The 25,736-nt window shown below is 69.2% G+C and carries 27 protein-coding genes; 14 read left to right on the top strand and 13 right to left on the bottom strand.

The window, feature by feature from the left end; genetic code table 11:
- Positions 1-218: 218 nt before the first annotated feature.
- The 4 genes from GQ57_RS12110 to GQ57_RS12095 all read right to left on the bottom strand — a co-directional run bounded on the left by GQ57_RS12110 (position 219) and on the right by GQ57_RS12095 (position 3,779).
- Positions 219-1,565, bottom strand: a complete 1,347-nt coding sequence (locus GQ57_RS12110; RefSeq protein ID WP_034198024.1) for an ATP-binding protein — start codon at positions 1,563-1,565, stop codon at positions 219-221.
- Positions 1,565-2,278 (bottom strand): response regulator, encoded by a 714-nt coding sequence (locus GQ57_RS12105; RefSeq protein ID WP_034198023.1) that lies wholly within the window; start codon positions 2,276-2,278, stop codon positions 1,565-1,567. Before GQ57_RS12105 ends, GQ57_RS12110 begins: the two co-directional genes overlap by 1 nt.
- Positions 2,279-2,319: 41 nt before the next feature.
- Positions 2,320-2,628 (bottom strand): EF-hand domain-containing protein, encoded by a 309-nt coding sequence (locus GQ57_RS12100; protein WP_407638594.1) that lies wholly within the window; start codon positions 2,626-2,628, stop codon positions 2,320-2,322.
- Positions 2,629-2,711: 83 nt separating this feature from the next.
- Positions 2,712-3,779, bottom strand: coding sequence for a hypothetical protein (locus tag GQ57_RS12095; protein WP_034197975.1), 1,068 nt, complete (start codon positions 3,777-3,779; stop codon positions 2,712-2,714).
- 942 nt (positions 3,780-4,721) lie between these two features.
- On the opposite strand from GQ57_RS12095, the gene GQ57_RS12090 reads away from it, so the two are divergent.
- From GQ57_RS12090 to creD, 5 genes are all read left to right on the top strand, one after another.
- The gene (locus GQ57_RS12090; RefSeq protein ID WP_031403414.1) at positions 4,722-5,627 is read left to right on the top strand and encodes a sterol desaturase family protein; all 906 of its coding nucleotides are present in this window, start codon (positions 4,722-4,724) and stop codon (positions 5,625-5,627) included.
- An 80-nt stretch (positions 5,628-5,707) separates the two neighbouring features.
- Entirely contained in the window at positions 5,708-6,421 is a 714-nt protein-coding gene (locus GQ57_RS12085) for an SDR family NAD(P)-dependent oxidoreductase (protein WP_034197974.1), read from the top strand.
- A 79-nt stretch (positions 6,422-6,500) separates the two neighbouring features.
- Positions 6,501-7,220 (top strand): two-component system response regulator CreB, encoded by a 720-nt coding sequence (gene creB / locus GQ57_RS12080; protein ID WP_031403416.1) that lies wholly within the window; start codon positions 6,501-6,503, stop codon positions 7,218-7,220.
- 15 nt (positions 7,221-7,235) lie between these two features.
- Positions 7,236-8,687 (top strand): two-component system sensor histidine kinase CreC, encoded by a 1,452-nt coding sequence (creC, locus tag GQ57_RS12075; RefSeq protein WP_031403417.1) that lies wholly within the window; start codon positions 7,236-7,238, stop codon positions 8,685-8,687.
- A 103-nt stretch (positions 8,688-8,790) separates the two neighbouring features.
- A complete protein-coding gene (gene creD / locus GQ57_RS12070; protein WP_034197973.1) occupies positions 8,791-10,179 on the top strand; it encodes a cell envelope integrity protein CreD in 1,389 nt (462 codons plus the stop codon).
- Positions 10,180-10,254: 75 nt separating this feature from the next.
- On the opposite strand, the gene GQ57_RS12065 is transcribed toward creD, so the two are convergent.
- Positions 10,255-10,677 (bottom strand): RidA family protein, encoded by a 423-nt coding sequence (locus GQ57_RS12065; RefSeq protein WP_034197972.1) that lies wholly within the window; start codon positions 10,675-10,677, stop codon positions 10,255-10,257.
- Positions 10,678-10,880: 203 nt separating this feature from the next.
- On the opposite strand from GQ57_RS12065, the gene GQ57_RS12060 reads away from it, so the two are divergent.
- The gene (locus GQ57_RS12060) at positions 10,881-11,318 is read left to right on the top strand and encodes a hypothetical protein (RefSeq protein ID WP_034197971.1); all 438 of its coding nucleotides are present in this window, start codon (positions 10,881-10,883) and stop codon (positions 11,316-11,318) included.
- A gap of 82 nt (positions 11,319-11,400) precedes the next feature.
- A complete protein-coding gene (locus tag GQ57_RS12055) occupies positions 11,401-11,589 on the top strand; it encodes an oxidoreductase-like domain-containing protein (protein WP_034197970.1) in 189 nt (62 codons plus the stop codon).
- Between the two features lie 89 nt (positions 11,590-11,678).
- On the opposite strand, the gene GQ57_RS12050 is transcribed toward GQ57_RS12055, so the two are convergent.
- Positions 11,679-13,139, bottom strand: coding sequence for an MFS transporter (locus tag GQ57_RS12050; protein ID WP_031403422.1), 1,461 nt, complete (start codon positions 13,137-13,139; stop codon positions 11,679-11,681).
- A 169-nt stretch (positions 13,140-13,308) separates the two neighbouring features.
- On the opposite strand from GQ57_RS12050, the gene GQ57_RS12045 reads away from it, so the two are divergent.
- The 4 genes from GQ57_RS12045 to GQ57_RS12035 all read left to right on the top strand — a co-directional run bounded on the left by GQ57_RS12045 (position 13,309) and on the right by GQ57_RS12035 (position 16,387).
- Positions 13,309-14,181 carry a LysR family transcriptional regulator gene (locus GQ57_RS12045; RefSeq protein WP_031403423.1) on the top strand — a complete coding sequence of 291 codons (873 nt, stop codon included), beginning with the start codon at positions 13,309-13,311 and terminating at the stop codon, positions 14,179-14,181.
- Positions 14,182-14,955: 774 nt separating this feature from the next.
- Positions 14,956-15,429, top strand: a complete 474-nt coding sequence (locus tag GQ57_RS39230) for an Hcp family type VI secretion system effector (protein WP_081896645.1) — start codon at positions 14,956-14,958, stop codon at positions 15,427-15,429.
- Positions 15,426-15,815: a DUF3592 domain-containing protein gene (locus GQ57_RS39225; protein WP_081895030.1), complete on the top strand. Its 390-nt coding sequence runs from the start codon at positions 15,426-15,428 to the stop codon at positions 15,813-15,815. Before GQ57_RS39230 ends, GQ57_RS39225 begins: the two co-directional genes overlap by 4 nt.
- An 80-nt stretch (positions 15,816-15,895) precedes the next feature.
- A complete protein-coding gene (locus tag GQ57_RS12035) occupies positions 15,896-16,387 on the top strand; it encodes a hypothetical protein (protein WP_152603239.1) in 492 nt (163 codons plus the stop codon).
- A 124-nt stretch (positions 16,388-16,511) separates the two neighbouring features.
- On the opposite strand, the gene GQ57_RS12030 is transcribed toward GQ57_RS12035, so the two are convergent.
- Positions 16,512-17,411: a LysR family transcriptional regulator gene (locus GQ57_RS12030; RefSeq protein WP_031403425.1), complete on the bottom strand. Its 900-nt coding sequence runs from the start codon at positions 17,409-17,411 to the stop codon at positions 16,512-16,514.
- 98 nt (positions 17,412-17,509) lie between these two features.
- Between GQ57_RS12030 and GQ57_RS12025 the strand changes: the two genes are divergently transcribed.
- The 3 genes from GQ57_RS12025 (at position 17,510) to GQ57_RS12015 (ending at position 20,357) form a co-directional block, all read left to right on the top strand.
- Positions 17,510-18,493 carry an NAD-dependent epimerase/dehydratase family protein gene (locus tag GQ57_RS12025; RefSeq protein ID WP_034197967.1) on the top strand — a complete coding sequence of 328 codons (984 nt, stop codon included), beginning with the start codon at positions 17,510-17,512 and terminating at the stop codon, positions 18,491-18,493.
- A gap of 131 nt (positions 18,494-18,624) precedes the next feature.
- On the top strand, positions 18,625-20,016 hold the full coding sequence (locus tag GQ57_RS12020; protein ID WP_031403427.1) for an RtcB family protein: 1,392 nt from the start codon (positions 18,625-18,627) through the stop codon (positions 20,014-20,016).
- Between the two features lie 158 nt (positions 20,017-20,174).
- Positions 20,175-20,357, top strand: a complete 183-nt coding sequence (locus GQ57_RS12015; protein ID WP_152601983.1) for a hypothetical protein — start codon at positions 20,175-20,177, stop codon at positions 20,355-20,357.
- Between the two features lie 59 nt (positions 20,358-20,416).
- Here GQ57_RS12015 and GQ57_RS12010 read toward each other — a convergent pair whose 3' ends face one another.
- From GQ57_RS12010 to GQ57_RS43675, 6 genes are all read right to left on the bottom strand, one after another.
- Positions 20,417-21,118 (bottom strand): DUF2848 domain-containing protein, encoded by a 702-nt coding sequence (locus GQ57_RS12010; RefSeq protein ID WP_034198022.1) that lies wholly within the window; start codon positions 21,116-21,118, stop codon positions 20,417-20,419.
- Positions 21,119-21,168: 50 nt separating this feature from the next.
- Positions 21,169-22,476 (bottom strand): MFS transporter, encoded by a 1,308-nt coding sequence (locus GQ57_RS12005; RefSeq protein WP_034197965.1) that lies wholly within the window; start codon positions 22,474-22,476, stop codon positions 21,169-21,171.
- A 90-nt stretch (positions 22,477-22,566) separates the two neighbouring features.
- The gene (locus tag GQ57_RS12000) at positions 22,567-23,268 is read right to left on the bottom strand and encodes a DUF4286 family protein (RefSeq protein ID WP_034197964.1); all 702 of its coding nucleotides are present in this window, start codon (positions 23,266-23,268) and stop codon (positions 22,567-22,569) included.
- Between the two features lie 102 nt (positions 23,269-23,370).
- A complete protein-coding gene (locus GQ57_RS11995) occupies positions 23,371-24,429 on the bottom strand; it encodes a LysR family transcriptional regulator (RefSeq protein ID WP_031403431.1) in 1,059 nt (352 codons plus the stop codon).
- 213 nt (positions 24,430-24,642) lie between these two features.
- Positions 24,643-25,434: an SDR family NAD(P)-dependent oxidoreductase gene (locus GQ57_RS11990; RefSeq protein WP_034198021.1), complete on the bottom strand. Its 792-nt coding sequence runs from the start codon at positions 25,432-25,434 to the stop codon at positions 24,643-24,645.
- A gap of 60 nt (positions 25,435-25,494) precedes the next feature.
- Positions 25,495-25,736: hypothetical protein (locus GQ57_RS43675; protein ID WP_442856729.1), on the bottom strand; the 242-nt coding region annotated here is incomplete at its 5' end.

The following is a 25,736-nucleotide window of genomic DNA, read 5'->3' as shown; positions in this document are numbered from 1 at the left end:
TCGATCTCGGGTACCTGGATGAAGTTGCCGATACTGTCGCGGCATTCAGGAACGCGAACGATCGGAAGCGGGGCGTGATCGCTGGCGGGGAAGCGGTTTCATGCCGTTGCGCAACACGCAGGCGCAAGTATGCGGAGGTCGGGCGCGGCGCGCCACGCAAGAGTTATGTCGGCGCATGTCACGCGCCGATGTGTGCCGGTGTGTGCCGGTGTGCGCCGTTACGCCGGCCGCGACGCGCGGGCCGCCGCGGCCGCATCGAGCGGCAGCGCGACGACGGCTTCCAGCCCGCCGCCGTCGCGGTCGTGGAACGTCAGCGAACCGCCGTGCAGGCGGGCGATCCGCTCGACGATCGCGAGACCGAGGCCGGTGCCGCCGGCGTGCCCCCGCGCGTTCGCGCCCCGGCTGAACGGCGCCTTGAGCCGTTCGAGTTCGGCCGCGCCGATGCCGCTGCCCCGATCGCCGACCGCCGCATACGCGATGCCGTGCTCGATCCAGGTGCGCACGCCGAGGCCCGTTCGCCCATAGATGACCGCGTTCTGCATCAGGTTCATCAGCAGCCGCATCAGGCTGACCGGGCGGAACGCGAACGCGGGTACGTTGCCCTCGTCGAATTCGAAGTCGTGGCCGAGCCCCGCGAAATCCGCGACGAGCTGGCCGATCAGCGCATTCAGGTCGCCGGTTTGCGGCGTTTCGCGCTCGCCGCTGCCCGCATAGTCCATGAATTGCTGCAGGATCGTATCGATCTGGTCGAGGTAGTGTTCGGCCGATGCGGTGAGCGTGTCGTGCGTGCCGCGCGGCAGCGCCATGGCGATCGCGAGGCGCAGCTTGGTGAGCGGCGTGCGGATGTCGTGCGACACGCCGGCCAGCATCAGCGAGCGGGTCGCTTCGGCCTGTTGCAGCGCGTCGGCCATCCGGTTGAACGCGCGGCTCACGTCGGCGATTTCGGTCGGGCCGTCGGTGGGCAGCGGCGGCGGGCGCTCGCCCGCGCTGACGCGCTGCGCCGCGCGTGCCAGCGCGTCGAGCGGCCGGTTCAGGTGGAGCTGGATCAGGTAGCCGGTCAGCGCCGCGAGCAGCGCGAGCGCGGCCGACAGCACGAGGGCCGTCGTGATGCCGCTCGCCTGCGCGTCGGCGGCCATCGGCAGCGGCACCCAGACCGGCGAGCCGGCCGCATGCAGGCGGATCCACAGGCGTTCGTCGTCGCCCGACTGCCAGCGCGCCGGGAGGTCGGGCGGCAGGTGGCGTTCGAGCGCCTGCATGAACACGTCGCGCTGCCAGGTGCGGAAGAAGGCCGGCAGGCTCGGTGCGGACGGCGGTGCGACGGACGGCGCCGCCGCCTGGCCGCCGAACTGCGCGACCGCCGCGCGACTTTCGTCGGGCGGCATGCCGGCAAGCGTGCGGTCGAGCAATTGCACGTAGTCGGAAAAGATGATCGAGGCCCGCTCGATGCGCGGGCGCTGCACGTAGTGCAGCAGCACGAAGAGCGAGCAGGCGAGCGACAGCGCGACGAGCGCCACCAGCAGCGCGATGTTGCGCGCGAGCAGCGAGCGCGGCAGCGGGATGCGCATCATGGCTCGATGCCGGCCACCAGCATGTAGCCGATGCCCCAGACCGTCTTGATGAAGCGCGGCTTGCCGGGATCGTCCTCGACGATCTGGCGCAGCCGCAGGATCTGCACGTCGACGCTGCGGTCGAGCGCGGCATGGTCGCGGCCGCGCGCGCGGGCGAGCAGGTTCTCGCGGCTCACCGCGCGGTTCGGCGACGAGCCGAGCGCGTGCAATAGCAGCATCTGCGCCGAATGAATCTCGACGGGCGTGCCGTCGCGCATCAGCGTCTGCTGGCCGACGTCGAACGTGAACGCGCCGAAGCGCAGCCGCTGCGACGTGACCGTCGGCTCGCCGGCGGCCATCTTCTGCCGCCGCAGCAGCGCGCGGACGCGGGCCACGAGTTCGTCGGGGAGGAACGGCTTCGCGAGGTAGTCGTCGGCGCCCGTCTCGAGGCCGACGACCTTGTCCGCCGCGTCGCCTTTCGCGGTGAGCATCAGGATCGGCAGCGTCTGGCCTTCGGCGCGCAGGCGCCGGCACACGCTGAGGCCGTCCTCGGGCTCCATCATCAGGTCGAGCACCAGCAGGTCGTACGGTTCGCGCTGCAGCAGGCGGTCGAGGCGCTTGCCGTCGGCGACCGCGCGGACCTGGAAGCCGTGGCCGGTCAGGAAGCGTTGCAGCATGTTGCGCAGCTCGGCTTCGTCGTCGAGCACGACGATCCTGCAGGACTGTTCCATCGCGGTCTCCCGTGCGTGCGCGGCCGGACCTGCGTCCGGGTTCAACGGGCCGCCATGCGCTGGCGCATGAAACCGGCGATCTGCGCGAGCGTGACGTAGCCGTTGCGCTGCGTGTCGATCTCGTCGAAATGCTGCGCCACCATCGGCATGCCGGCGGCGGCCTGCTCGCGGGTGAGCCTGCCGTCGTGCGTCGTGTTCGCGTTGGCGAAGCGGGCCTGCAACTGCATCAGCGCATGTTCGGCGCGTGCGCCGCCGCTCGCCGCCGCGCCCGGCGGCACCTGCTGGGCCGACGCTGCTGCTGAGACGATACACAAAACGACGGCGGCAATCATCTTCTTGATGGACTTCATGGGGTTTCTCCTTGCGTGGCCGACGGTCTGCGCCGGCCGGGTGGTTGATGAAACGGATGGAAGGTGAAACGGGGAAGCGCGGGTCACGCCCAGTGCGCGGGCACCCAGACGCGGCCGGCCCGGTGGCCGGGCACCCAGACGACGGCGCGCGGCGGGTGGGCGACATACACGGCGCGCGGGGCGACGTACACGGCGCGCGGCAGCGGCGGGGCGAGGTACAGCACTTTCGGTGGCGGCGGTGCGACGTAGACGACACGCGGCGCGGGCGCGACCACGACCGTCTTCGGCGGCGCGACATGCACGACCTTCGGCGGCGGCGTGACCACGACGGCGGCCGGCGCGGGCGGCGGGGGGGCGACCACGATGGCGGCCGGGGCAGGCGCCGGCGCCGCGACCACGACCGCGGCGGGCGGCGGCGGAGCCGTTACAACCACGGCGGCCGGCGGGGGCGGCGCGATGGGCACGGGAACCGGAACCGGCCCGCCCGTCACGACAACCGCGCCGCCTGCCGCCGTGCCGCCGTGGATCACGGTCGTGCCGCCGGCCGACACCGTGCCGCCGTGTACGACCGTCGAGCCGCCCGACGTCGTCACGACGCCCGGCGCCACGCGCGTCGCGCTGCCGGCATGCGTGACGCTGTCGCCGTCGGGGCCCGTCACGGTGCCCGAGCGCGAGCAGGTCGAGCCGGCGCAGTTCGTCGAGGCCGTGTGGCTGGCCGTGTTGCCGCCCGAGCCCGTGATCGTGCCGCTCGACGTGTACTGGCCGGGGCCGTTGCGCGTCACGCTGCCCGACGTCGACGCGCTGCGTCCGTCCGAACCCGTCAGCGAGCCGGTATGCGAGCAGGTGCCGCCCGCGCAGCTCGTGTCGCCGCTGTGCTCGACCGAGCGCCCGTTCGGGCCGACGGCCGTGCCGCTGTTCGAGAACTGTCCCGGCGCGGTACGCGTGACGGTGCCCGTGTTGGTCGCCACGCCGCCGCCAGGGCCGATCACGCCGCCCGCATGCGAGCAACTGCCGCCGCCGCATGAGCCGGCGTGCGCGCCGCTGTAGACGCCGCGCGGCGTGTATGCGGTGCCGTGGCCGGCCCAGCCGGCGAAGGCCGGCGCGCAGGTGAGGGCGAGTGCGGCGGCAGTGAAGAGGAGGCGGGTTTTCATCGGGGGTCCTTGCGGTTCGTTTCGGTGCACGCAGTGGCGTGGCGACGGGACGAACTTTAGGTCGGTGGCGCGCGCCAGTCGCGTCATGAAAGATGTCGCGGTGTTACACGTCGGGCGCCATTTCGAAGTACGACGAATGAGTACGCGGGCCGCGCCGATCGCGCGCCTGCCGCGCGGGGCAAGACTGCCGGCGGGACGGTCGCGCGGCGCTGGATGTGTCACGCGTGAAGCAGGCGGATGTCGCGGCGACATGCGGCGACATATTTGCCGACCGATGATTCATCCGTGCGTCGCGTCTCGCGAAGCCGCGCGCATTGAACGCAGGCGGTGCGTCGCGTTTGGGCGGCTCCGCTGCTCCGCGACATCGAATCGCCCTTGCATGCCTTCCGACGAATCGACGCTTGCAAGGAAGCGACGGTGTTCATCTCCAGAGCGGGCGGGCCCTTTGCTTCAGGTCTGCGGACACAGGCGACCGTCTGCGCCGCGACATATCTGCTTGCAGGCCGGCCCGCCCGCAGCCCTGCCTCGGCCACGCGCCAGCCCGCACGCGCCCGCGACTGGCAAAGGCCGACCGAACGCAGGCCGCCACGACATGCGGCTACCTATTTCCTCCCGGCCTCGCGGGCCCGCAGCCCTGCCTCGGCCACGCGCCAGCCGCACGCCCCCGCGCCAGCCGCAGGCCGCCCGAAAGCCGGCCGCCACGACATGAGGCGACATATTTCCTTCCGGCCTCGCCGACCCGCAGCCCTGCCTCGGCCACACGCCAGCCCACACGCGCCCGCGCCCGCCACAGGCCCCCCGAACGCCGCCTGCCGCGACATACGGCGACATACTTCCCGCGTGGTCTTTCCGTTCCGCGCCCCCTACAGTGCGTTCCATTCGACGCGACGGCGGCCCGTGCCGCCCATGACGCGTCCGATTCAACCGAAGGAAAGACCCATCATGCTCACGACCACCGGAAAGCTCGCGTACTTCGTCACGCTCTTCATCGTCGCCGTCTCGCTCGTCGAGGCGGCCGTGCTCACCTGGCGCCGCGCCCGCGGGCCGGAACCGTTCGACTGGAACGAGGTGTGGCTGTCGCTCGCCGATCTCGCGGGCCGCAAGCTGCTCGCGCTGGTGCCGCTGTCGCTCGCCGCGCCCGTGTTCGATTTCGCGTGGTCGCACCGGCTCTTCACGATTCAGCTCCACAGCGTCGCGCTCGCGCTGCTCGTGTTCGTCGGCCAGGAGTTCTGCTACTACTGGTATCACCGCGCGTCGCACCGCGTGCGCTTCTTCTGGTCGACCCATGCGGTGCATCATTCGCCGAACCAGTTGACGCTGTCGTCCGCGTTCCGCCTCGGCTGGACCGGCAAGCTCGCCGGCGCCGCGATGTTCTTCACGCCGCTCGTGTGGCTCGGCGTGCGTCCGGAAGCGGTGCTCGCGATCCTGTCGTTCAACCTGCTGTACCAGTTCTGGCTGCACAATACCTGGATGCCGAAGCTCGGCTGGCTCGAATACGTGTTCAACACGCCGTCCGCGCATCGTGTGCACCATGCATCGAACCTCGACTATCTCGACGCGAACTACGGCGGCGTGCTGATCGTGTTCGACCGACTGTTCGGCACCTATGTCGCCGAGCGCGCCGACGAGCCGTGCCGTTACGGTCTCGTCACGCCGACCCGCTCGCGCAATCCGTTCGTCGTCGAGCTGGAACACTGGGCGAGCCTCGCCCGCGACGTCGCAACCGCTCGCGACGTGTGGACCGCGATCCGCTTCGTACTGCTGCCGCCGGGCTGGCGCCCGGACAACCGGGGCGAGACGACGGAGGAGTTGCGCCGCCGCCTCGTCGCCGTGCGCACGGATGCGTGAACGGCGCTACCCTGTGACGAATCGCCGGCCGCGGCCGGCACGCATCCTCAAGCCAACCTCGATCCAGGAGAACACTGACGATGGCACACGATCTGAATGGCAAAGCAGTCGCGATCACGGGCGGATTCGGCCATCTGGGCGTCGCGACGGCCGCGTGGCTGGGCGAGCGCGGCGCCCGCGTCGCGCTGATCGGCCGCGGCGCCGCTCCGCTCGCGCAGGCGCTGCCCGGCGTGCCGGCCGATGCGTTGCGCATCGGCGGCATCGATCTCGTCGATCCGCAGGCCGCCGCGCAGTCGCTCGACACCGTGCAGCGCGAATTCGGCCGAGTCGACGCGCTGCTGAACATCGCCGGCGCGTTCGTCTGGCAGACGATCGCCGACGGCGATGCCGCCACGTGGGACCGCATGTACGCGCTGAACGTGAAGACCGCGCTGAATGCCTCGAAGGCCGCGCTGCCGCACCTGCTGGCGAGCCCGGCCGGACGCATCGTCAACATCGGCGCGGGCGCGGCGTTCAGGGCGGGTGCCGGGATGGGCGCATACGCGGCCGCGAAGGCCGGCGTCGCGCGGCTCACCGAGGCGCTGGCGGCCGAACTGCTCGACCGCGGCGTGACGGTGAACGCGCTCCTGCCGAGCATCATCGATACGCCGCCGAACCGCGCCGACATGCCGGACGCGGATTTCACGCGCTGGGTGCGGCCGGAACAGATCGCGGCGACGATCGGGTTCCTGCTGTCGGCCGACGCGCAGGCCATCACCGGCGCGTCGATTCCGGTGACGGGCCGCGTGGCGTAGCGCGGCGGGCAGGGGCTCGCGTCGCGGCCGGCGATGCGTACAATGTCGCACCCGGAATGCGCGAGCCCAGCCCGAGACCATGAATCAACCCACCATCCTGATCGTCGAAGATGAAATGGCGATCGCGGACACGATCGTCTACGCCCTCGGCACCGACGGCATGCAGACCGTCCACTGCACGCTCGGTCAGGAAGCGCTCGACCGCCTGCGCGACACGCGCTTCGACCTCGTGGTGCTCGACGTCGGCCTGCCGGACCTGAGCGGCTTCGAGGTGTGCCGGCGGCTGCGCACGTTTTCCGACGTGCCGGTGATCTTCCTGACCGCACGGCACGACGAGATCGACCGCATCGTCGGGCTCGAGATCGGCGCGGACGACTACGTGGTCAAGCCGTTCTCGCCGCGCGAGCTGGCCGCACGGGTGCGCGTGATCCTGCGGCGCTTCCACCGCACGGCAGCGCAGGAACCTGCACCCGCGCCGGCACCCGCGCCCGTGCCGCCGGCCGCCGCCGTCGCGCCGGGTTTCACGCTGGATGCGGACGGCGCGCGCGTGTCGTGGCTCGGCCGTCCGCTGGACCTCACGCGCTACGAATTCGGCCTGCTCGCGCTGCTCGTCCGGCATCCGGGGCGCATCTATTCGCGCGAACAGCTGATGGATCTCGTGTGGCACGAGGCTTTCGATTCGGCCGACCGCACGGTCGACACGCACGTCAAGACGCTGCGCGCGAAACTGCGCGCGATCGATCCCGAGCGCGACCCGATCCGCACGCATCGCGGCATGGGTTATTCGCTGCAACCGTAACGACCGTCACCGCCCATGCACATCGGCCTGCGCATCTTCTTCGGCTTCTTCCTGATCGTCGGCCTTGCTGCGCTGATCACGCTGCGCGTGTTCGTGCAGGAGGTGAAGCCCGGCGTGCGCGAGGCGATGGAGGACACGCTCGTCGATACCGCGCAGGTGCTGGCGACGCTGGCCGCCGACGACATGGCGAACGGCCACATCGCTGACGGCGCGTTCGCGCGCCAGCTCGCCAGGCTGCATGAAAGCCCCGTCAGCGCGAACGTGTGGGGCATGCACAAGAACACGATCAGCTACCGCATCTACATCACCGACGCGCACGGCATCGTCCGCTACGACTCGTCCGGCAGCGCGGTGGGGCAGGACTATTCGCGCTGGAACGACGTGTACCGGACGCTGCGCGGCGAGTACGGCGCGCGCAGCACGCGCAGCGACCCGAACGACGACAGCAGCACGGTGATGCACGTCGCGGCGCCGATCCGGCACGGCAACGAGATCATCGGCGTGCTGACGATCGCGAAGCCGAACCAGACAGTCGCGCCGTTCATCGCGCGCAGCCAGCGCAAGATCATGCTGTACGGCGCGTTGCTGATGGGCTGCGCGATCCTGATCGGCGCCGCGTGCACGTGGTGGCTCGTGCTGGGCCTGCGGCGCCTGCAGCGCTATGCGCGCGCGATCGCGGCCGGCGAGCGCGCGACCATGCCGCTGCAGGGCGCGAACGAGCTGGCCGAGCTCGGGCGCGCGGTGGAAAGCATGCATCAGCGGCTGGAGGACAGGCAGTACGTCGAGACCTACATCCATACGCTCACGCACGAGATGAAGAGCCCGCTGGCCGCGATCAGCGGCGCGGCCGAACTGCTGCAGGAAGACATGCCGGTCGAGAACCGCCGGCGTTTCACCGGGAACATCCGCCGCCAGGCCGGCCGCCTCGAGCAGATGATCCGCAAGCTGCTCGCGCTCGCCGAAGTCGAACAGAAGCAGCGCTTGTCGGTGCGCGAACCGGTCGCGCTGCGGCCGGTGCTCGAACAGCTCGTCGACGATATCGAGCCGCGCGCGCGGCAGCGCGGCGTGAACCTGACGATCGACGCGCACGACGCGGCCGATCCGGCGCGCGTCGAGGGTGATCCGTTCCTGCTGCGCCAGGCGCTCGGCAACCTGCTCGACAACGCGCTGGATTTCGCGCCGCGCGGCAGCACGATCCGCATCGCGCTCGAACGGCAGCCGGCGGGCAGGGCGCACGTCGCGGTCGTGCGCGTCGACGACGACGGCCCCGGCGTGCCCGACTATGCGCTGGCGCGCGTGTTCGAGCGCTTCTATTCGCTGCCGCGTCCCGACGGGCAGGATCGCAGCACGGGCCTCGGGCTGTGTTTCGTCCGCGAGGTCGCGATGCTGCATCGCGGCCAGGTCGCGCTCGCGAACCGCGCCGAAGGCGGCGCATGCGCGACGCTCACGCTGCCGGCGGCGGGCTGACCGCGCTTCACGTTCGCCACACATTCGCTTCACGCCGGCTTCAGGCGCCCTTCACCCGAGCCGCTCATGCTGACCGTACCTTCCACTCCGGTACATGCCAGCAATGAATCGAGTCCTGTTGTTCAAGTCCATGATCACCGCGTTTCTTGCGCTGGCGATCCTGATCCCGCTGCAGATGGTCCAGGGCATCGTGCGCGAACGCGCCGACTATCGACAGAATGCGCTGCAGAGCATCTGGGCGAGCTATGCGGGGCCGCAGGCGGTGACGGGGCCGGTGCTCGTCGTGCGCTACACCGAAGTCACGCGCGTGCGCGACGATTCGCCGGCCGGCGGCAAGACGAAGACGAGCCTGAGAAGCGAGGCAAAGCGCCTGCTGGTGTTTCCGAAGACGCTGAACGTCGACGGCACGCTGTCGGTCAACGTGCGCTATCGCGGCATCCACAAGGCGCTGGTCTACGGGCTCGACAGCCGCATGACGGGCACGCTGCCGCTGCCGGACCTGAGCAAGCTGCCGCAGGCCGAGGGCCACGTGAGTTTCAGGATCGACAGCGCGTATGTCTCGCTCGGGATCGGCGACCTGCGTGGCCTGAAGGCGCAACCCGACCTGCGCATCGCCGGCCGGCGCTTCGACGTGGAGCAGAGCACGCGGCTGGAAAGCCTGCGCCAGGGCGTGCATGCCGACGTCGATCTCGCCGCGCTGACGGACGCCCGGGCCGGCGCGACGGCGGTGCCGTTCAGCATCGGCCTGTCGCTGGCGGGCGCGGAATCGCTCGCGTTCGCGCCGGTGGCCGACCAGAACGATTTCTCGCTGAAATCGACGTGGCCGCATCCGAGCTTCGGCGGCGAGTTCCTGCCGGCCGAACGCACGGTCGATGCGCGCGGCTTCGTCAGCAACTGGCACGTGACGTCGTTCAACACGAAGGCGCGCGAGCAGGTTGCGTCCGGTAACGGCGACAGCGTGATCGAGACGGCGTCGGTGTCGGTGATCGAACCGGTGAACGTGTACCTGCAGACCGAACGCGCGACCAAGTACGGCGCGCTGTTCGTGATGCTCACGTTCGCGAGCTTCTTCATGTACGAACTCGTGAAGCGGCTGCGCATTCACCCGATCCAGTACACGCTGGTCGGCCTGTCGCTCGCGCTGTTCTTCCTGCTGCTGCTGAGCCTGTCCGAGCACATCGCGTTCGGCCTTGCGTATCTCGCCGCGAGCGGCGCGTGCATCGGGCTGCTCGGGTTCTACCTGTCGTTCGTGCTGCACAGCGTGAAGCGCGGCGCGATGTTCGCGGCGCTGCTCGCGATGCTGTATGCGGCGCTCTACGGGCTGCTGCTGTCGGAGGACAACGCGCTGATGCTCGGTTCGCTGATGCTGTTCGCGATCCTCGCCGGCATCATGACGCTGACGCGCCGCGTCGACTGGTATTCGCTCGGCGCCGCGTGGCAGCCGCTCGCCGACAAAGCGGGCGCGACGAAACCGGGCACGCCGACGCAGTGAGCGCACGGGCCGGGAACGGGTGCGCCGGCCTGGGGCATCCCGGCCGGCGCGTCATGACGCGCGGCATGACGCACATCACGCAGGCGATGCGGGCCGGCGAAACCGGGCCAGCGGAATCTCGGCGACGGCCGTGATCTCGATCAGCAGGTCGGGATGGTAGAGACGCTCGACCTGGACGGTCGTCGTCACGGGATGGGGCGCGGCGAAGTACGCGCGGCGGATGTCGCCGGTCTGCATGAATGCGTCGATGTCGGTCGCATGGTGGACGAGCGAGATCACGTCCTGCATCTGTCCGCCCAGCGCGGCGAGCACGTCGCGGATGTTGTCGAGCGCCTGGCGCACCTGGGCGCGCATGTCGCCCAGGCCGACGACTTGCCCGTCGCGGTCGAGCGCGACTTGCCCCTTCAGATGCACGATCTGCCCGTCGCCCTGGATCACGGCCATCGAGAACGCGCCGAACGGCGCCCAGACTTCCGGTGGATTCACTGCTTCGGCCATGTCGCGGCTCCTGGCGATCGGTGACGGCGTGCGGCGGTACGGCTGGCGGTGCGACGGGCACGCGGCTGCGTGCCGGCCGGAAGCGCAGCGCAACGGCCGCGCAACGTCGACAGGGCCGCCGGGTTCGCCGACAATTGCGCCATTATGGCGCAACGCACGGGGCCGCGTGAGCGACGCCGCGGCGGCAATCACGACGACACTACATGGACGATATCCGGATCATCAGGGATCTCGCGGCGCTTCACGGCACCGCGTACATCGAACTCATGGGCGGCCCGTATGCGCGCAAGTGCTGGAACGAGGGATCGCTGTTTTTCGAAGAGGAAGTCTTCGGCCTGATCGAACCGGCGATTGCCCGACAGATTCCCGACTACGATCATGCGGCGTTCAACGGCATCGGCATGCCGGACTGGCTCCGGATCGTCGCCGAGCTGAACGACACGCGCGGGATGCTGGGCGCCGCCGCGCAGCGCACGGCGGCGCTCGACCGGCTCGGCTACGTGTTCCGCGATTCGCGGCGGGATTTCGTCGCGCGGCTGGACGCCGGCTGCACCGAGCTGGCGGACATGATCGCGGGGATCGACGCCTGGACGAGCGAGACCCGGACCCGCCACGACCAGGTGACGATACTGGGGATATGACGCGGCGCGGAGAGGCGCGCGCGGCACGCACGCCGCGCGGCATCCGCTTATACTGGGCGCGTTTCGTCATTCGACCGTCGCCGTGCCCAACGTTGCCTCCCCGGAATCGTCCGTCGACGATCCCCGTCCGACTCCGCCCATCCAACCCGAACTGGAAGACTGCTGCAACAGCGGCTGCTCGCCGTGCGTCTTCGACCTGTACGACGAGGCGCTGGCGCGCTATCGCGTCGAGCTGGCCGAATGGGAGGCGCGGCAGGCGCAACGCGGGTAAGCGCGCCGGGCACGTCGTGAGCAGTCGACCGTGCCCGCGCCGTTCCTGCTTCGGCGGCCGCGCCGGCGGGGCGCCGTTGCCATGTTGCGTCAGGCGGTTGCCTGCCGCCGGCGATGCAGCGGCCCGAGCGCCGTCGACAGCACGATGCAGGCCAGCAGCACGACCGTCAGCGCGAACATCGACGTCCTGAACGCCTGCACGTAATCGGGCGCCGCCGGATGCGCGCCGAGCCGCGCGAGGAATACGCCGCCGATCGTGGCGGCGCCGACCGCCGCGCCGATCTGCAGCATCGCGCTCACCATGCCGGATGCGACGCCCGCGCGCGCCGCATCGACTTCCGCGAGCACGATCCGCACGACCGACGGCAGCACGAGCCCTTGCCCGATGCCGATCGCGGCGATGCCTGCGTAGAAGCCGGGCCCCGGCGCGCTGTCGCGGGCGAGCGCGGCGGCGGCGGTCACGCCGGCCGCGAGCATCGCGAAGCCGAGCGTCAGCACGCGATGGCCGCCGAACCGGCCGACGAGGCGCGGCATCAGCAGCGGGCTGGCGAGAAAGCCGAGCCCGAGCGGCAGGATCGCGAATCCCGACGCGAGCGGCGACCAGTTCAGGCAGCCCTGCAGATAGATCCCGTAGCTCAGGAAGAACGCGCTCAGCATGTAGAACAGGAACGCGAGCAGGAGCCCGAGCGCGACGACCGGATTGCGGAACAGCCGCACGTCGAGCAGCGGATCGCCGCCGCCGGCGAGCCGGCGCGTCTCGACCGCGAGCAGCGCGCCGAGCATCGGCAGCGCGCCGGCGAGGCACGCGACCATCCACAGCGGCCAGCCGGCCTCGCGGCCGTGTGTGAGCGGGTACACGAGCATCAGCAGGAACAGCGACAGCAGCACCGTGCCCGGCACGTCGATGCGCTGGCCGCGCGGCGGCCGGTTTTCGGGGATGAAGCGCCAGCTGCCGAGCAGCGCAAGGATGCCGATCGGCAGATTGACGAGGAAGATCGCGCGCCAGCCGAGCCCGAACGGATGCAGGCTGATCAGCGCGCCGCCGCCGAGCTGGCCGATCACGGCCGCGAGCCCGAACGCGAAACCGTAGAAGCCCATCACGCGCACCTGTTCCTGCGGGCTGAACACGCTGCGGATCGTCGCGAGCACCTGCGGCGCGAGCGTCGCGGCGAACAGGCCCTGCAGCACGCGGCCGCCGACGAGGACGGCTCCGCTGTCGGCGAGCCCGCACAGCGTCGACGCAAGCACGAAGCCGGCCATCCCGATCATGAACATGCGCTTGCGGCCGTACAGGTCGCCGAGGCGGCCGCCGGTGATCTGCGCGACGGCGTTCGCGCACGCGTACGCCGACACGACCATCTGCAACTCCGCCGGACGCGCGCCGATGCCGTCGCGGATCGCCGGCAGCGCGAGATTCACGATGAAGTAGTCGAGCGGCGGCAGAATCGCGCCGATCAGCAGCACCACCAGCGCCCAGCCGTGGTGGCTGCGCGGCGTCGCCGCGGCGGCCGCGCCGGCCGGCGCGCAGGGGGCAAGGGTGTCGTGTGTCATGGAAGTCGGTCCCGAAGAATGAGGGCTGCATCCCGGCCGGCGCGGCGCCGGAAGCGCCGGTTCGGCCGGGAGCAGGCGATTGACCGACATTCTGGGTGGTCGCAAGGAATCGGAAAAGCGGGAAAGAGTGGTAGCATCCATCGGGTAAATCGATGGATGGGGGTGGACGATGCGCGGTTTCGACCTGGATCAGTTGCGTACCTTCGCGGCGGTCGCCGACGCCGGCAGCCTCACGGCCGCCGCGCCGCAGTTGCACCTGTCGCAGTCGACGGTCAGCGAGCAGGTGCGCAAGCTCGAATTGCGCGCGGGCGTGCCGCTGTTCGTGCGCAGCAAGCGCGGCGTCGAGCCGACGCCGGCCGGTTCGCGGCTGCTGCAGCACGCCCGGCGCATCGTCGCGCTGAACGAGGCGGCCTTCGACGAGATGCGTGGGCAGGCGATCAGGGGCGAGCTGCGCGTCGCGATCACCGATTACTACCGGACGAACGAAGTCGCGGGCCTGCTCGCGCGGTTGCGGGAGTGCTACCCGCAACTGAGCCTGCATGTGAGCGCGATGAAGAGCGCGGACATCGAGGCCGCGCATGCGCGGGGGCAGGTCGATCTCGGCGTGGTGATGAACCTGTCGAGCGGGCCGTTCCGGCCCGCGTCGGCCGATACGCGCTGGGTGCTGAGGCGCGAGCCGCTGTCCTGGATCGCATCGCCGGCGCTTGCCGAGCAGTTGCCCGAGCCGTTGCCGCTCGTGCTGCTGCCGGACGACTGCATGATGCATCAGATCGCGGTGCGCTCGCTCGACGAGCAGCACCGGCCGTACCGGCTCGTGCACAGCGCATCGGGTGTCGCGGGGCTGCAGTCGATGCTCGCGGCGGGGCTCGGCGTCGGCTGCCTGTGCGCGTCGGCGATCGGCGAGGGCATGATGCGGCTGGGCGCGAAATACCGGCTGCCGCCGCTGCCCGATGCGGTGTTTTCGCTGACGCCGCCGATGCCGGGCGAACGCGACACCGTCACCCAGGCGCGTGAGGTGCTGTCGAGGCAATTGCTGATGTGAAGCGGTTTCGAGCCGGATGACGGTTCAGGCGTGCCGGTCTGAAATGCGAAAGCCCGCACGTCTGGTCCGGCAGGCCGGACATCAGCCGCACGCTTTCTTCTCAATGCGCGAGGCGGTGGCAGGGGCTGGAGGACTGCCGGATTGGGCGTTAATTGCAGTCTGCCACCCGTGTCATCGTGTCTACCCACTCGTATCTTCCTCACTGGATTGACGGGCTACCCCTGCATACAGGGAGGCGAAGTCTGACCCAAGGTCACAATTCCCCGGGGACGATTGCCGAATAAAAAATACCAGGTTGCCGAATTGGATTAATCGCTCGAGTGCGACACTGATCTACTCCCACACTTGAATCGACTGGACGTGGCGTACGTCGGGCGCATCGACGCAACGGCCCGCACGGTCATTGGCTGCGACCTGATCGACGTCGATCGATTGGAGGCCGCGATCTCAGTCGCATCATGTTGTCGAGCGATACGGGTCCGAAGATTGTTCGAATCCGGATGTCCCGTGTCCGTTGTGCTTGTCGTGCCAACTGGCGCGATGCAGTGAGTTGCCGATCAACTGCCGGTGCACACCGATTGACGTGGACGGATTTCGAGCCGGAGCACGGTTTGCTTGTGAAGCTATTGTGATGATTCCACATTCGCCCCTCCATTCTGTCGCTACCTTGTCTCGACAATATTGAGATTAATGGGGGCGGCGACATGGTAGTGTCGTGCGATGTGACTATTACGGATTTGTCAAATTTTTGGCGTTGTTGTGTCTGGAGGCACCATGTCGGATATGTTTGTCAGGATCGACGGGATTTCCGGTGAATCGCAGGATGAGTTTCATCGGGACGAGATTCAAATAGATGGATGGAGATGGAAGATATCTCAGCAGTCGTCGATGCTTTCCGGGGCGGGTGGTGGGGCTGGAAAAGCAACAATTAACGATCTTGAATTTATTCATCAAATTGATCGGGCAAGTCCTAACCTTATGCGCTACTGTCTGACGGGGCGGCATATTCCCAAGGTCGTGCTGACGGCCAGGAAGTCTGGTGGAATCCCATTGGATTTCCTGAAAATCACAATGGAAGATGTTGTGATCACGGAGGTTCAGCCGATTGTCGCTGAAAGCAGCTATTGTGAGCATGTGAGCCTTTCATTTTCGCGAGTCAAGCAAGAATATACTTTGCAAGGCGGCTTGGGTGGAAGCGCAGGGACCGTAACGGCAAGCTTTGACATCAAAGAGAATCGAGATCGATGAGGCGGCGAAATCATTTTGCGTTGTTGATTGGAGGCGTCCTCGCCGTAGTAACGGCCTACTGTGTAATCTCGAATATTCGTTTCCTCTCGACCTCGGAAGTCACTGCCGGACAGGTGGCTCATTTCGGATTCGGTAAACATCATCCAGTGATCGTATTCGATGTGCAGGATGGACGGCATTACGAAACTTCAGTGAGCTCATGGTGGAGCTTGGAGATCGGTCAATCCACGCAGGTGCGTTACTACCGCGACGACCCGGAAGGGTCGGTGACGATTGATACCTTTGCGGATCACTGGGATTACATATTGCTATTGGCGTTTCTGGCGATAGTCGCTTTGATCGCGGGATTTAGAGGTGTTCGGTTTAGAGAGGATCTTGGGAAATGATTTTAAGAAGGAGCCGATGGAAATTCAATACAAGTGCCGGCTCCGGGGTTGGTTATGGTCCATTCAATTCCGAGGTCGGTATGTTTGCGATTAGTGATGTTCAAGGCGAATCGCATCGATATGTTTACGCTGGATTCGGAATTGGAAGATCGGTTGCTTTGGCTTCACTTGTAAAATTTTCAAAATTATCTCTTCCGCGAATAGTGATAAAGAATGATTCCTTGAGCGGCACGGGGGCTACCACCGAATTTACAAGCACTGGCAAACTTTTCCTGACGGATTCGTTCAAGGGCGTAGACCTGACGGACCCCAAGAATCTCGAAGGAGGGACGGTCTACTTCCAAGGGGCCGGAGGTTACCTATTTGGCGGTGCGGGCTCGTTAATGCTGCTCGGCCTCAATCGATCCCTGCTCATGATGGGCATTGCAAAGCCGGACTTCATTGGAATGGCGATCAGAAGTGCGCCAGCGGCGCTGTGGGTGGCCGGCTTTAATGAAGGGCTGCAAGATGCGGTGGGATATTCGTACATGTTTGGCCACCTTGATTACAAGGGCTTGTACAGCGCTGAATAAGGCAATCGTTGCGTCGACCGCGCACGCGTTCTGCTCAGGCAGCTATGGATTGTCCGAACCGGAGGGCGGGGGCAGTGACGCAGGCGAGAGAGGTGCTGTTGTGCCCCTTCGTGGCGCACCACCGTCACACTTGTTCGCCGTCGACGTACTCAAGCAACCCCCGCACCAGCGCATCGAACACCGCCCGGCAGCGCGGGCTCGTGCGCAGGTCCTCGTGCATCACGACCCAGGTTTCCAGCTGCATCGCGGGGCCGTCCGGCAGCACGCGCACGAGCCGCGCGTCGCGTCGCGCGAGCCCCGTCTGGCAGAAGCCGATCCCGTAGCCGGCGCGGATCATCGCGAGCTGCGCGAGGTTGCTGTCGGTGCGCAGCGCGAATGCGTCGCGCTTCCACTGCGGCAGGCCGCGCCCCGCCGAGCGGATGAACGGCGTGACCGTGTCGAAGCCGATCAGCGCGTGATGCGCGAGTTCGTCGAGCGTCGCGGGCGTACCGTTGCGCGCCAGGTAGTCGTCGCGCGCATACATCGCGACATCGATTTCGCCGATGCGCCGCGCAACGAGCGCCTCCTGCGCGGGCGGCGCCATCCGGACCGCGATGTCGGCCTCGCGCTTGAGCACGTCCTGGATGCGGTCGGTCGGCACCAGCTCGATGACGAGCCCCGGATGGCTGCGCCGCAATTGCGCGAGAATCGGCGGGAGCACTTCGACGGCGATCACGTCGCTGGCCGAGATTCGCACGATGCCGCGCACGCCGGCGCCGTGGCTCGCGGCCGCGCGCTCGAACGCGGCGGCCGCGCTGCGCAGCGCCTCCGCATGGCCGCGCAGCGCGAGCGCCGCCTCGGTCGGCAGCAGGCCCGACGGCGAGCGCGTGAACAGCGTCTGACCGAACGCGGCCTCGAGCGCCGCGACGTGCCGGCCGGCCGTCGGCTGCGTGATGCCAAGCGCACGCGCCGCGCCGGACAGCGACCCCTCTGTCAGCACGGCGAGGAAGGTGCGGTAGCGTTCCCAGTTCAGGTCTGTGGTCATGCATAAATGTATAGCCGATCAACCAGGTTCGGCAATTCCTTGTTAGCTGCCGGCGCGCCAGAATGCGCATCACGACGGTTCATTCAGGGAGAGCGGCAATGGCAACGAACGCAGGCGGGACGCAACGACAGGCGCTCGTGCTCGGCGCGAGCGGCGGGATTGGCGGCGAAGTCGCACGGCAGTTGCGCGATGCCGGCTGGCAGGTGCGCGCGCTGAAGCGCGGGCTCGATGCCGGGGAGGTGGAGCGCGACGGCATCGCATGGCTGCGCGGCGACGCGATGGATCGCGACGCGGTGATCCGCGCCGCGCGCGGTTGCAGCGTGATCGTGCACGCCGTCAATCCGCCCGGCTACCGGAACTGGGCCGGGCAGGTGCTGCCGATGATCGACAACACCATCGCGGCGGCGCAGGCGGAGCAGGCGACCGTCGTGCTGCCGGGCACGGTCTACAACTACGGCGCCGATGCGTTTCCGGTGCTGCGCGAGGACGCGCCGCAGCATCCGTGGACGCGCAAGGGCGCGATCCGTGTCGAGCTCGAGCGCCGGCTGCAGGACGCGGCCGCGGACGGCGTCCGCACGATCATCGTGCGCGCCGGCGATTTCTTCGGGCCGAAAGTCGTCGGCAACAGCTGGTTCGCGCAAGGGTTCGTGAAGGCCGGGCGGCCGGTCAGGGTCGTCAGCCTGCCGGGGCGGCGCGGCGTCGGGCATCAATGGTCGTACGTGCCGGACGCCGCGCGAACGATGGTCGAGCTGATCGAGCGGCGCGCCGCGCTGGAACCGTTCGCGCGCTTTCACCTGGGCGGACATTGGGACGCCGACGGCACGCAGATGGCGGAAGCCGTGCGCCGCGTCGCGCAGCGGCACGGGCTGCGGCCGGCGGTGCGCAAGTTCCCGTGGTGGTTCGTGTGGGCCGCGGCGCCGTTCGTCACGACGCTGCGCGAAATGCTCGAGATGCGCTACCTGTGGCGCGAGCCGATCCGGCTCGACAACGCGCGGGTGACCGCGCTGCTCGGCCGCGAGCCGGTGACGCCGCTCGATACGGCGGTGGAAACGACGCTGGCGGGGCTGGGGTGTCTGAAGTAAGCAACGGCGGTCGCGGCGGCCGCCGCGTTCTGCTATGATCCGCGCTTCCTTCCTTGACGCTGCTGCGGGAAGGTACCCACGACCGCCGGAATGCCGGAGGTCGCGTCGTACCTTTTTCTTTTCCAGCAGCGATGTCCATATTTCCCCGCTTGAAGAAAGCCTTGCAACGGCAAGGCATCCATGTCGACCGTCAGGCCGGCATTTACCACCTGCGCAATGAACGGTCGCAGGCGTCCGTCCTGTTGCCCGATGCGCTCCCGCTCGAGGAGAAGGCCGTCCGGCAATTGCTCGCGTTCGCGGCCGTCCGTTCGCCGGACGGCCATCACGGCGTCTGCAAGGCCTGCGCGACGCCCGATTTTCATCCGGGCGGGGTCGCGCCGGTCGGCTCGATCGTCGCGACCGACGATGCGTTCGTGATTCCCGCCGCGATCGGCACCGATATCAATTGCGGGATGCGTCTCGTCACCACGGGCCTCACGCGGTCGGCGCTCGCGCCGTTCGAGACGGCGCTCGTCGAGCGGCTCACGCGCGCGATTCTCGCGGATCGGCGCGACGTGCCGGTCGCCGGCGACGCGTTCCGTGCGCTGTTCGATGCGGGCCCGGCGGCATTCGTCGATCGCGTCGCGCGGCAGGGGCTCTGGCAGCACGTCGACCGCGATCGGCTCATCGACGAACTGTCCGCATGCATCGGCCTCGACCGGTTCGACGGCAGCGCGAAATACGCGCCTGACGCACACGTCGGGTCGCGCGAGGTATTCCGCGATCCTTGCCTCGGGACCCCGGGGTCCGGCAATCATTTCGTCGAACTGCAGGTTGTCGACGCCGTGTTCGACCGGCACGCGGCCTACCGCGCGGGACTCGCGAAGGACGATGTCGTCGTGATGATCCACAGCGGCTCGCGCGATGTCGGCTTCTACGTCGGGCGCCGCTGGATGGACCGGGCGCGCGCGGCTTGGCCGGCGGGTGTCCGGCATCCGGAAAGCGGGCTGTACGGCCTGTCCGGCGAGCTTGCGCACGAATACCTGGTCGCGATGGGCACGGCCGCGCGCTATGCGTGGCTGAACCGCGTCGTGCTCGCGGAGATGGTGCGGCAGGAGCTGGCGGAGCTCACCGGCGAGACCCGCTCGGCGCTCGTGGTCGACGTGCCGCACAACGTCGTGCTGCGCGAGAACGGGATGAACGTCCATCGCAAGGGCGCGACGCCCGCGCGCGACGGCGATCTCGCGCTGATTCCCGGATCGATGGGCGACGCGTCGTTTCTCGCGGTCGGGCTCGGCCATCCCGACTGGCTGTGGTCATGCAGCCACGGGGCCGGCCGCAGCGTGCGCCGGCAGGCGGTGCGGCGGATGCGTACGGAGCAGGCGCCCGGTACGTGGCGATGCGTGACGCTGCGCGACGAACGCCGGATCGAGGAAGCGCCGGAGGCCTACAAGCCGATCGGGCCGGTGATCGATGCGCAGGAGCAGGCGGGCCTGATCCGCAGCGCGGTCAGGCTGAAGCCGTGGATCACGTTCAAGGCGTGAAGGGCGGCGGCGTGCGGGTCGACCGCCGCCGCCATCTTTCGCGCCGCGACCGTGTCGGGCGTCGGCGGCCGTGCGCGGGCCGGCGCGGGCGTCATCGCGAGGTGAACAACCCGTGGAACCACAATTCTCCACAAAGCCGCGCGCGTCCGATGCGCATCATGACAGTCGATACTCATAACGCGAAAACGGGGGGCGCGATGTCGTGCTTCGGATGGAAGGCGTGGATGGCAGGGGCCATCGTGTTCACGTTGAGCGGGTGCACCGACCTGGTCGGTGTCCTCTATTGCGAGAACTCGCAGGTCAATTTTCCGGACTACCACTGCTTCCAGCCGTACCGGTAGGCTCAGGCGCTGCGGTGCAATGCCGCCGCGCCCGCGGGCCGTGCGAGGTGCGCCGGCCGCTATGCCACGACAGGCAGCACCTCGACCGCATACCGGTGCCTCAGGCTGCGTCCGAGCACCGGATCGTGCAATTCCATCTCGAACGCATCGCCGTCGCGCATCGCCGCGATTGCGCCATGCACGGCAACCGTGCCACCGTACATCGCGCAGCGCGCGGGCATCGTGCGGCGGTCGTCGAACCGTTGCCACAGCGCGTCCGGCGCGAGCAGGCCGCTCACCGCGCCGTGCTGGTACGCCGTCCGTGCGCCGTCGCGCGCGATCAGCCACGCACGCATTTCCAGCGCATCCCAGTGAGCGGCGACATCGGCATGACGCCACGCGTCGCGGCCGAGCGGTTTCGCGCACACCTGCTTCGACACCGCGACGCCGTATGCCTCGACTTCGCGATCGGTATGATCGGAGCCGACGGTCACGAGCGTGCCGGCCGGGGTGTCGATCAGCACGCATTCGATCTCGCCGCCCGAGCGCGCGCCGAGCACGCCGATCGCCGGCGCTTGCGTGAGCAGCGCGGCCGATACGCGATAGAAGCAGGGCGTGGTCGACGGCGGTGCGACGCCGAGCGCCGCGAGTTCGTCGATATGCGCGCGGATGGCCGCCGGGTCGCGGCCGGCCCAGCCGGCGATCACGACGCGTTCGATCTCGACGTCGAGCGCGGCCGGCGAGCCTTGCAGGGGAATCACGTTGAACGACAGAGTAGGCATGCGGGTATCCATATGGAGTGCGATTGAATGAACCGGCGCGGCGGCACTGCTCAATCCTCGAGCGGCCGGTGCGCGGTTTCGCGCGCGGCGAGCAGTGCGATCGACGTGACGACGAGCGCGGCGCTCACGTACAGCGACACGGCCGTCGTCGCGCCCGTCTGCCGGTACAGCGCGGTGATCGCCAGCGGCGCGAAGCCGCCGCCGACGATGCCGGCGAGCGTGTAGGCGAGCGACGCGCCCGCATAGCGCACGCGGGTCGGGAACTGCTCGGTCACGAACGCGCCCTGCGGGCCGTACATCACCGCGTGGATCACGAGGCCGATCGCAACCGCCGCGACGATCGTGGCGGGGCGCGCCGAATCGAGCATCGCGAAGAACACGAACGCCCACACGATGCCGGCCAGCGCGCCGGCGAGATACACGGGCCGGCGGCCGAAGCGGTCCGACAGCGCGCCGAAGAACGGCACCGCGAGCGCGTTGCAGGCTGTGCCGACCATCACGGCCGTCAGCGCGACGGGGCGCGACAGGTGCAGCACGGTCGTCACGTAGGTGAGCGTGAACACGACGATCAGCGCGTACAGCACGTCCGAACCGATCCGCGAGCCGCCCGCGATCAGCAGGCGCCTGCCGTGGTACTTCAGCACGTCGGCGACGGGGACCTCGGCGGTCGCATGCGATTCGGCGAGCGCCTCGAACTGCGGCGTCTCGTCGACGCCGCGCCGCAGCCAGAAGCCGAACACGACCAGCAGCGCGCTGGCCGCGAACGGCAGGCGCCAGCCCCACGACAGGAAATCGGCGGACGTGGTCGACAGCGTCACGAGCGCGATGCAGCCGGTGCCGAGCAGCGTGCCGAACGACGGGCCGATCTGCGTCCACGACGCGGACAGCCCGCGCCGCTTCTGGTCGCCGTGCTCCACCGACAGCAGCACCGCGCCGGCCCATTCGCCGCCGAGCGCGACGCCCTGCACGAAGCGCAGCGCGACGAGCAGGACCGGGCTCAGGATGCCGGCCTGCGCATAGGTCGGCAGCGCGCCCATCAGCGCGGTCGTCACGCCCATCAGGACGAGCGTGAGCATCAGCACCGCGCGGCGGCCGATGCGGTCGCCGAGGTTGCCGAACACGAAGCCGCCGAGCGGGCGCGACACGTAGCCGACCGCATAGGTCGAGAACGCGAGGAGGGTGCCGGCCAGCGGATCGACCGACGGGAAGAACAGATGGTTGAAGACGAGCGCGGCGAGCGTGTTGTAGATCGTGAAGTCGTACCACTCGAGCGACGTGCCGATCATGCTCGCGGTCGCGAGTCGGCTGTTGCGGACGCGGCGGGGCGCGCGGGCGGCGGGCTGGGCGAGCGTGTTCATGGTGTCGGGCTGGTCGTGACGGAAGACGGTGGAAGGCACGGGGCCGATGGGGCGGCGCGCATTGCGCAGGCGGTGCGGCGGGCGGGTCGATCAGGCCGGCTGAACGGCGGCAGCGGCAGTCGCGTCGGCCGGCCCGGTTGCGGCGCCGCCGCGCGCGACGTGCAGCGGCGCGACGGCGCGCCACAGCAGGTCGAAGGTGCGCACGTCGTCATGCCCGGCGAGCGAGGCGGCCACGCGGCGCGTCGCGTCCGCGTCGCTGCCTTCGATCAGTACGAGCGCATCGGCGGCCGGCCGCGCGGCCACGGCGGCGCCGATCGGCGCGGACAGGTCGGGCGCGGTGCGGAAGAGTCGCGCGGCGTGAATGCCCGGTTCGTGCAGTGCGTCGTCGAAGCCCGCGCGCAGTACCGCGGCGTCGATGCGGTCCGGCGGCAGCACGAACAGCGCGAGATGGACGCCTTCGCCGTCGCCGGCCTCGATCGTCAGTTCGCCGACGCGCCGCTGCGTGCCAGTCATGCGCTCGAAGTTCGCGAGCGACCATGCGGTCTGCTGCGTGAATGCGCGCCGGTACGCGTCGCCGCGGAACACGTCGAGCGTGTCCGTCACGTACAGCGCGAGATATTTGCGCGGGCCGCGATCGGTCGCGCGAAAGCGGCGCGCGTGCGTGAAGCCGGGAATCGCGACGCGTTCCTGCATGTGCTCGCGGTCGTACCACGCGTTGAAATCGGCTTCGTGCGCGGGGTCGATATCGGTCCAGACGCAGAGCTGGCCGTGTGGAAGGGAAAGGCGGGTCATCGCGGGGTTCCTCGTGACGGGGGCGGTGTCAGGAACCGCAGTGTCACGAAGACGGGCCGCGCCCGTCCAACAAGAAAACAAATTCGCGGTGAACAGGTTTTCTTATGAGCGGCGCGGGCGGCGTTTCGCGGCGGGGCGCGCGGGGGTGGCGCGCGGTGCGGCTTGCGCGGTGCGCTCCGGCGTTGCCGGCGCTTTCTTTTTCGCGTGGGCGCGGGTTGCCTTGCCGGAGGGCCGGGCGGCGGCGCCGGATGCGGCTGACGGAGCCGGCTTCGCGACGCTCGCGGCGGCGGCCGTCGCTCGCGCGACTTCGCTTGCCAGCTCCGCGATGCGCGCGGCCACCGGCAGGCCCTGGCTGCGATACGTCGCGACGAGCGGCAGCGCGGGGAATTCGGGAGCGACGTCGAGCAGTTCGAGCGCGCCTTCGTGCAGCTCGCGCCCGATGATCGCGGGCGGCAGCGCGGCCACGCCGAAGCCGTCGGCGACGAGGCGGATCATCGCGGCGACCGACGTGATGCAGTTGATGCTGGCCGGCCGCTCGACGGCCGCGAACAGCCGCTCGATCGTGGCGTGCGGCCCCGAGTGGCGCGAGAAGCTGATGATCGGGAATTCGGCGAGGCGCGCGACGTCGAGCGGCCGGCCGCCGAGCCCGAGGCGCGGGCTCGCCGCCCAGCGCACCGGGAATTCGCATAGCGGCAGGTTCGTGAAGTCGGGGCCCGGCACCGGGTCGGTCTGCAGGATCAGGTCGACGCCGTCGGTGCTGAGCAGGCGGATCAGGTGCAGCGTGGTGTCGCTCGTGATTTCGACGTCGAGGCGCGGGTAGCGTTCGCGCAGTTGCGCCATCAGCGCGGGGAACCAGCTGTGCACGATCGATTCGATCACGCCGATCCGGATCAGGCCCGCGTCGCTCGCCGCGTCGATGTCGCGCCGCATTTCGCCGTCGAGCCGCACGATCCGCTCCGCATAGGCCAGCATGCGCCGCCCCGCGGGCGTGAGCGTGGCCGAACGCGTGTTGCGGTCGAACAGGCGGACGTCGAACGCTTCCTCGAGCGACGCGATGCGGCTCGACACGGCGGCCTGCGTCGTGTGCAGTTTCTCGGCCGTGAGCCGGAAGTTTTCCAGCTTCGCGAGCCAGACGAAGGTTTCAAGGAACCGGATGTTCATCGAGATCCGAACGGTGAGGCCGTGCCGGGCGGCGGGATCGGTCGATGGTAGCGGATTTTCGCCGGCGGGAAATGCGCGCGTGCCGGCGGGCGGCAGGACGGGGCGGCACGCGTGAGCGTGGGAACGTCATGCCGCCGGCCACGCGGCGACGCGCGGTCGGCGCGCCCGTGTGCGTCCGTGTGCACCCGTGTGCGCCCGTCGCGTCAGGGCGTGTCAGGGCGCGTCGAACGCGAGCGTCGGCACGTCGACGACCGTCGCGCCGCCATCCGCGACCAGCGTCGCGCCGGTCACGAACGACGCGTCCGGCGACGCGAGAAACGCGCAGACGGCCGCGATTTCGTCCGGGTCGGCCGCGCGCCGCAGCGGCACGTCGGCGCTCACGCGCGCATAGGCGCCGTCGAGCGTGTCGCCGTGCGCCGACATCAGCGGCGCCATTTCCGCATCGGCCATCGGCGTGCGGACCCAGCCCGGGCAGACCGCGTTCGCCCGCACGCCGTGCGGCCCGTAGTCGCGCGCGAGCGAGCGCGCGAGCCCGAGCAGCGCGTGCTTGCCGACCGTGTAGCCGCACACGCCGGGCCCGGCCGCGAGCGCGGCGATCGACGCGACCAGCACGATGCTGCCGCGCTGCGCGATCAGGTCCGGCAGGCACGCGCGCGCGCTGACGAACGCGGTGTCGAGGTTCGCGTGCATCGCGTCGCGCCATTGCGCGTCGTCGGTTTCGTCCGCGCGGCCGAGCCCGTGGCCGCCCGCGCACGCGACGAGCGTGTCGACGCGCCCGAAGCGTGCGGCGACGGCCGGCAGGAAACGGGCCCAGTCGGCGGTGCTCGCGGCATCGCCGGCCAGCGCGAGGCCGCCGGTTTCGGCGGCCAGCGCGTCGAGCGGCGCCGGGCGCCGTCCGATCAGCACGACGCGGTCGCCGCGGCTGGCGAAGCGGCGCGCGCAGGCGGCGCCGATACCGGTGCCGGCGCCGGTGATCGCGATCGTGCGGGGTGGCGGGTGCGTCATGTCGTTCTCCGGAAAGGTGGTGTTCCCGGTCACTTTAGGCGGCGCGGGCGGGCGCCGGTATCAGCCGAAAGGATGAACGCGGGCGGCCGAAGGCAGCCCGCGACGATGCCGCGCCGCACGACGGGACGCTCGTGCGATCGCGGTTCCGGCGACGAGGCGGGCGTATGTCGCCTGCTGCCCGCTGCCCGCTGCCTGCTGCCTGCTGCCTGCTGCCTGCTTCCTGCTGCCTGCTTCCTGCTTCCTGCTTCCTGCTGCCTGCTGCCTGCTGCCTGCTGCCTGCTGCCCGCTGCCCACCGCCCACC

Origin of the sequence: Burkholderia sp. MSh2 (assembly GCF_000731655.1) — a bacterium.
Taxonomy (GTDB): domain Bacteria; phylum Pseudomonadota; class Gammaproteobacteria; order Burkholderiales; family Burkholderiaceae; genus Burkholderia; species Burkholderia paludis.
This window is presented reverse-complemented; position numbering and strand designations above follow the sequence as displayed.

Excerpts from the sequence above, each read along its gene's own strand:
- GQ57_RS39225 (WP_081895030.1), top strand. The coding sequence starts at position 15,426 with ATGAGGCGGCGAAATCATTTTGCGTTGTTGATTGGAGGCGTCCTCGCC.
- GQ57_RS12020 (WP_031403427.1), top strand. The coding sequence starts at position 18,625 with ATGTCCATATTTCCCCGCTTGAAGAAAGCCTTGCAACGGCAAGGCATC.
- GQ57_RS12045 (WP_031403423.1), top strand. The coding sequence starts at position 13,309 with ATGCGCGGTTTCGACCTGGATCAGTTGCGTACCTTCGCGGCGGTCGCC.
- GQ57_RS12105 (WP_034198023.1), bottom strand. The coding sequence starts at position 2,278 with ATGGAACAGTCCTGCAGGATCGTCGTGCTCGACGACGAAGCCGAGCTG.
- GQ57_RS11990 (WP_034198021.1), bottom strand. The coding sequence starts at position 25,434 with ATGACGCACCCGCCACCCCGCACGATCGCGATCACCGGCGCCGGCACC.
- GQ57_RS12005 (WP_034197965.1), bottom strand. The coding sequence starts at position 22,476 with ATGAACACGCTCGCCCAGCCCGCCGCCCGCGCGCCCCGCCGCGTCCGC.
- GQ57_RS12095 (WP_034197975.1), bottom strand. The coding sequence starts at position 3,779 with ATGAAAACCCGCCTCCTCTTCACTGCCGCCGCACTCGCCCTCACCTGC.
- creD (WP_034197973.1), top strand. The coding sequence starts at position 8,791 with ATGAATCGAGTCCTGTTGTTCAAGTCCATGATCACCGCGTTTCTTGCG.
- GQ57_RS12000 (WP_034197964.1), bottom strand. The coding sequence starts at position 23,268 with ATGACCCGCCTTTCCCTTCCACACGGCCAGCTCTGCGTCTGGACCGAT.
- GQ57_RS12050 (WP_031403422.1), bottom strand. The coding sequence starts at position 13,139 with ATGACACACGACACCCTTGCCCCCTGCGCGCCGGCCGGCGCGGCCGCC.
- creB (WP_031403416.1), top strand. The coding sequence starts at position 6,501 with ATGAATCAACCCACCATCCTGATCGTCGAAGATGAAATGGCGATCGCG.
- creC (WP_031403417.1), top strand. The coding sequence starts at position 7,236 with ATGCACATCGGCCTGCGCATCTTCTTCGGCTTCTTCCTGATCGTCGGC.
- GQ57_RS12010 (WP_034198022.1), bottom strand. The coding sequence starts at position 21,118 with ATGCCTACTCTGTCGTTCAACGTGATTCCCCTGCAAGGCTCGCCGGCC.
- GQ57_RS12025 (WP_034197967.1), top strand. The coding sequence starts at position 17,510 with ATGGCAACGAACGCAGGCGGGACGCAACGACAGGCGCTCGTGCTCGGC.
- GQ57_RS12015 (WP_152601983.1), top strand. The coding sequence starts at position 20,175 with ATGACAGTCGATACTCATAACGCGAAAACGGGGGGCGCGATGTCGTGC.
- GQ57_RS12100 (WP_407638594.1), bottom strand. The coding sequence starts at position 2,628 with ATGAAGTCCATCAAGAAGATGATTGCCGCCGTCGTTTTGTGTATCGTC.
- GQ57_RS12085 (WP_034197974.1), top strand. The coding sequence starts at position 5,708 with ATGGCACACGATCTGAATGGCAAAGCAGTCGCGATCACGGGCGGATTC.
- GQ57_RS12035 (WP_152603239.1), top strand. The coding sequence starts at position 15,896 with ATGTTTGCGATTAGTGATGTTCAAGGCGAATCGCATCGATATGTTTAC.
- GQ57_RS12090 (WP_031403414.1), top strand. The coding sequence starts at position 4,722 with ATGCTCACGACCACCGGAAAGCTCGCGTACTTCGTCACGCTCTTCATC.
- GQ57_RS39230 (WP_081896645.1), top strand. The coding sequence starts at position 14,956 with ATGTCGGATATGTTTGTCAGGATCGACGGGATTTCCGGTGAATCGCAG.
- GQ57_RS12060 (WP_034197971.1), top strand. The coding sequence starts at position 10,881 with ATGGACGATATCCGGATCATCAGGGATCTCGCGGCGCTTCACGGCACC.
- GQ57_RS12065 (WP_034197972.1), bottom strand. The coding sequence starts at position 10,677 with ATGGCCGAAGCAGTGAATCCACCGGAAGTCTGGGCGCCGTTCGGCGCG.
- GQ57_RS12110 (WP_034198024.1), bottom strand. The coding sequence starts at position 1,565 with ATGCGCATCCCGCTGCCGCGCTCGCTGCTCGCGCGCAACATCGCGCTG.
- GQ57_RS11995 (WP_031403431.1), bottom strand. The coding sequence starts at position 24,429 with ATGAACATCCGGTTCCTTGAAACCTTCGTCTGGCTCGCGAAGCTGGAA.
- GQ57_RS12030 (WP_031403425.1), bottom strand. The coding sequence starts at position 17,411 with ATGACCACAGACCTGAACTGGGAACGCTACCGCACCTTCCTCGCCGTG.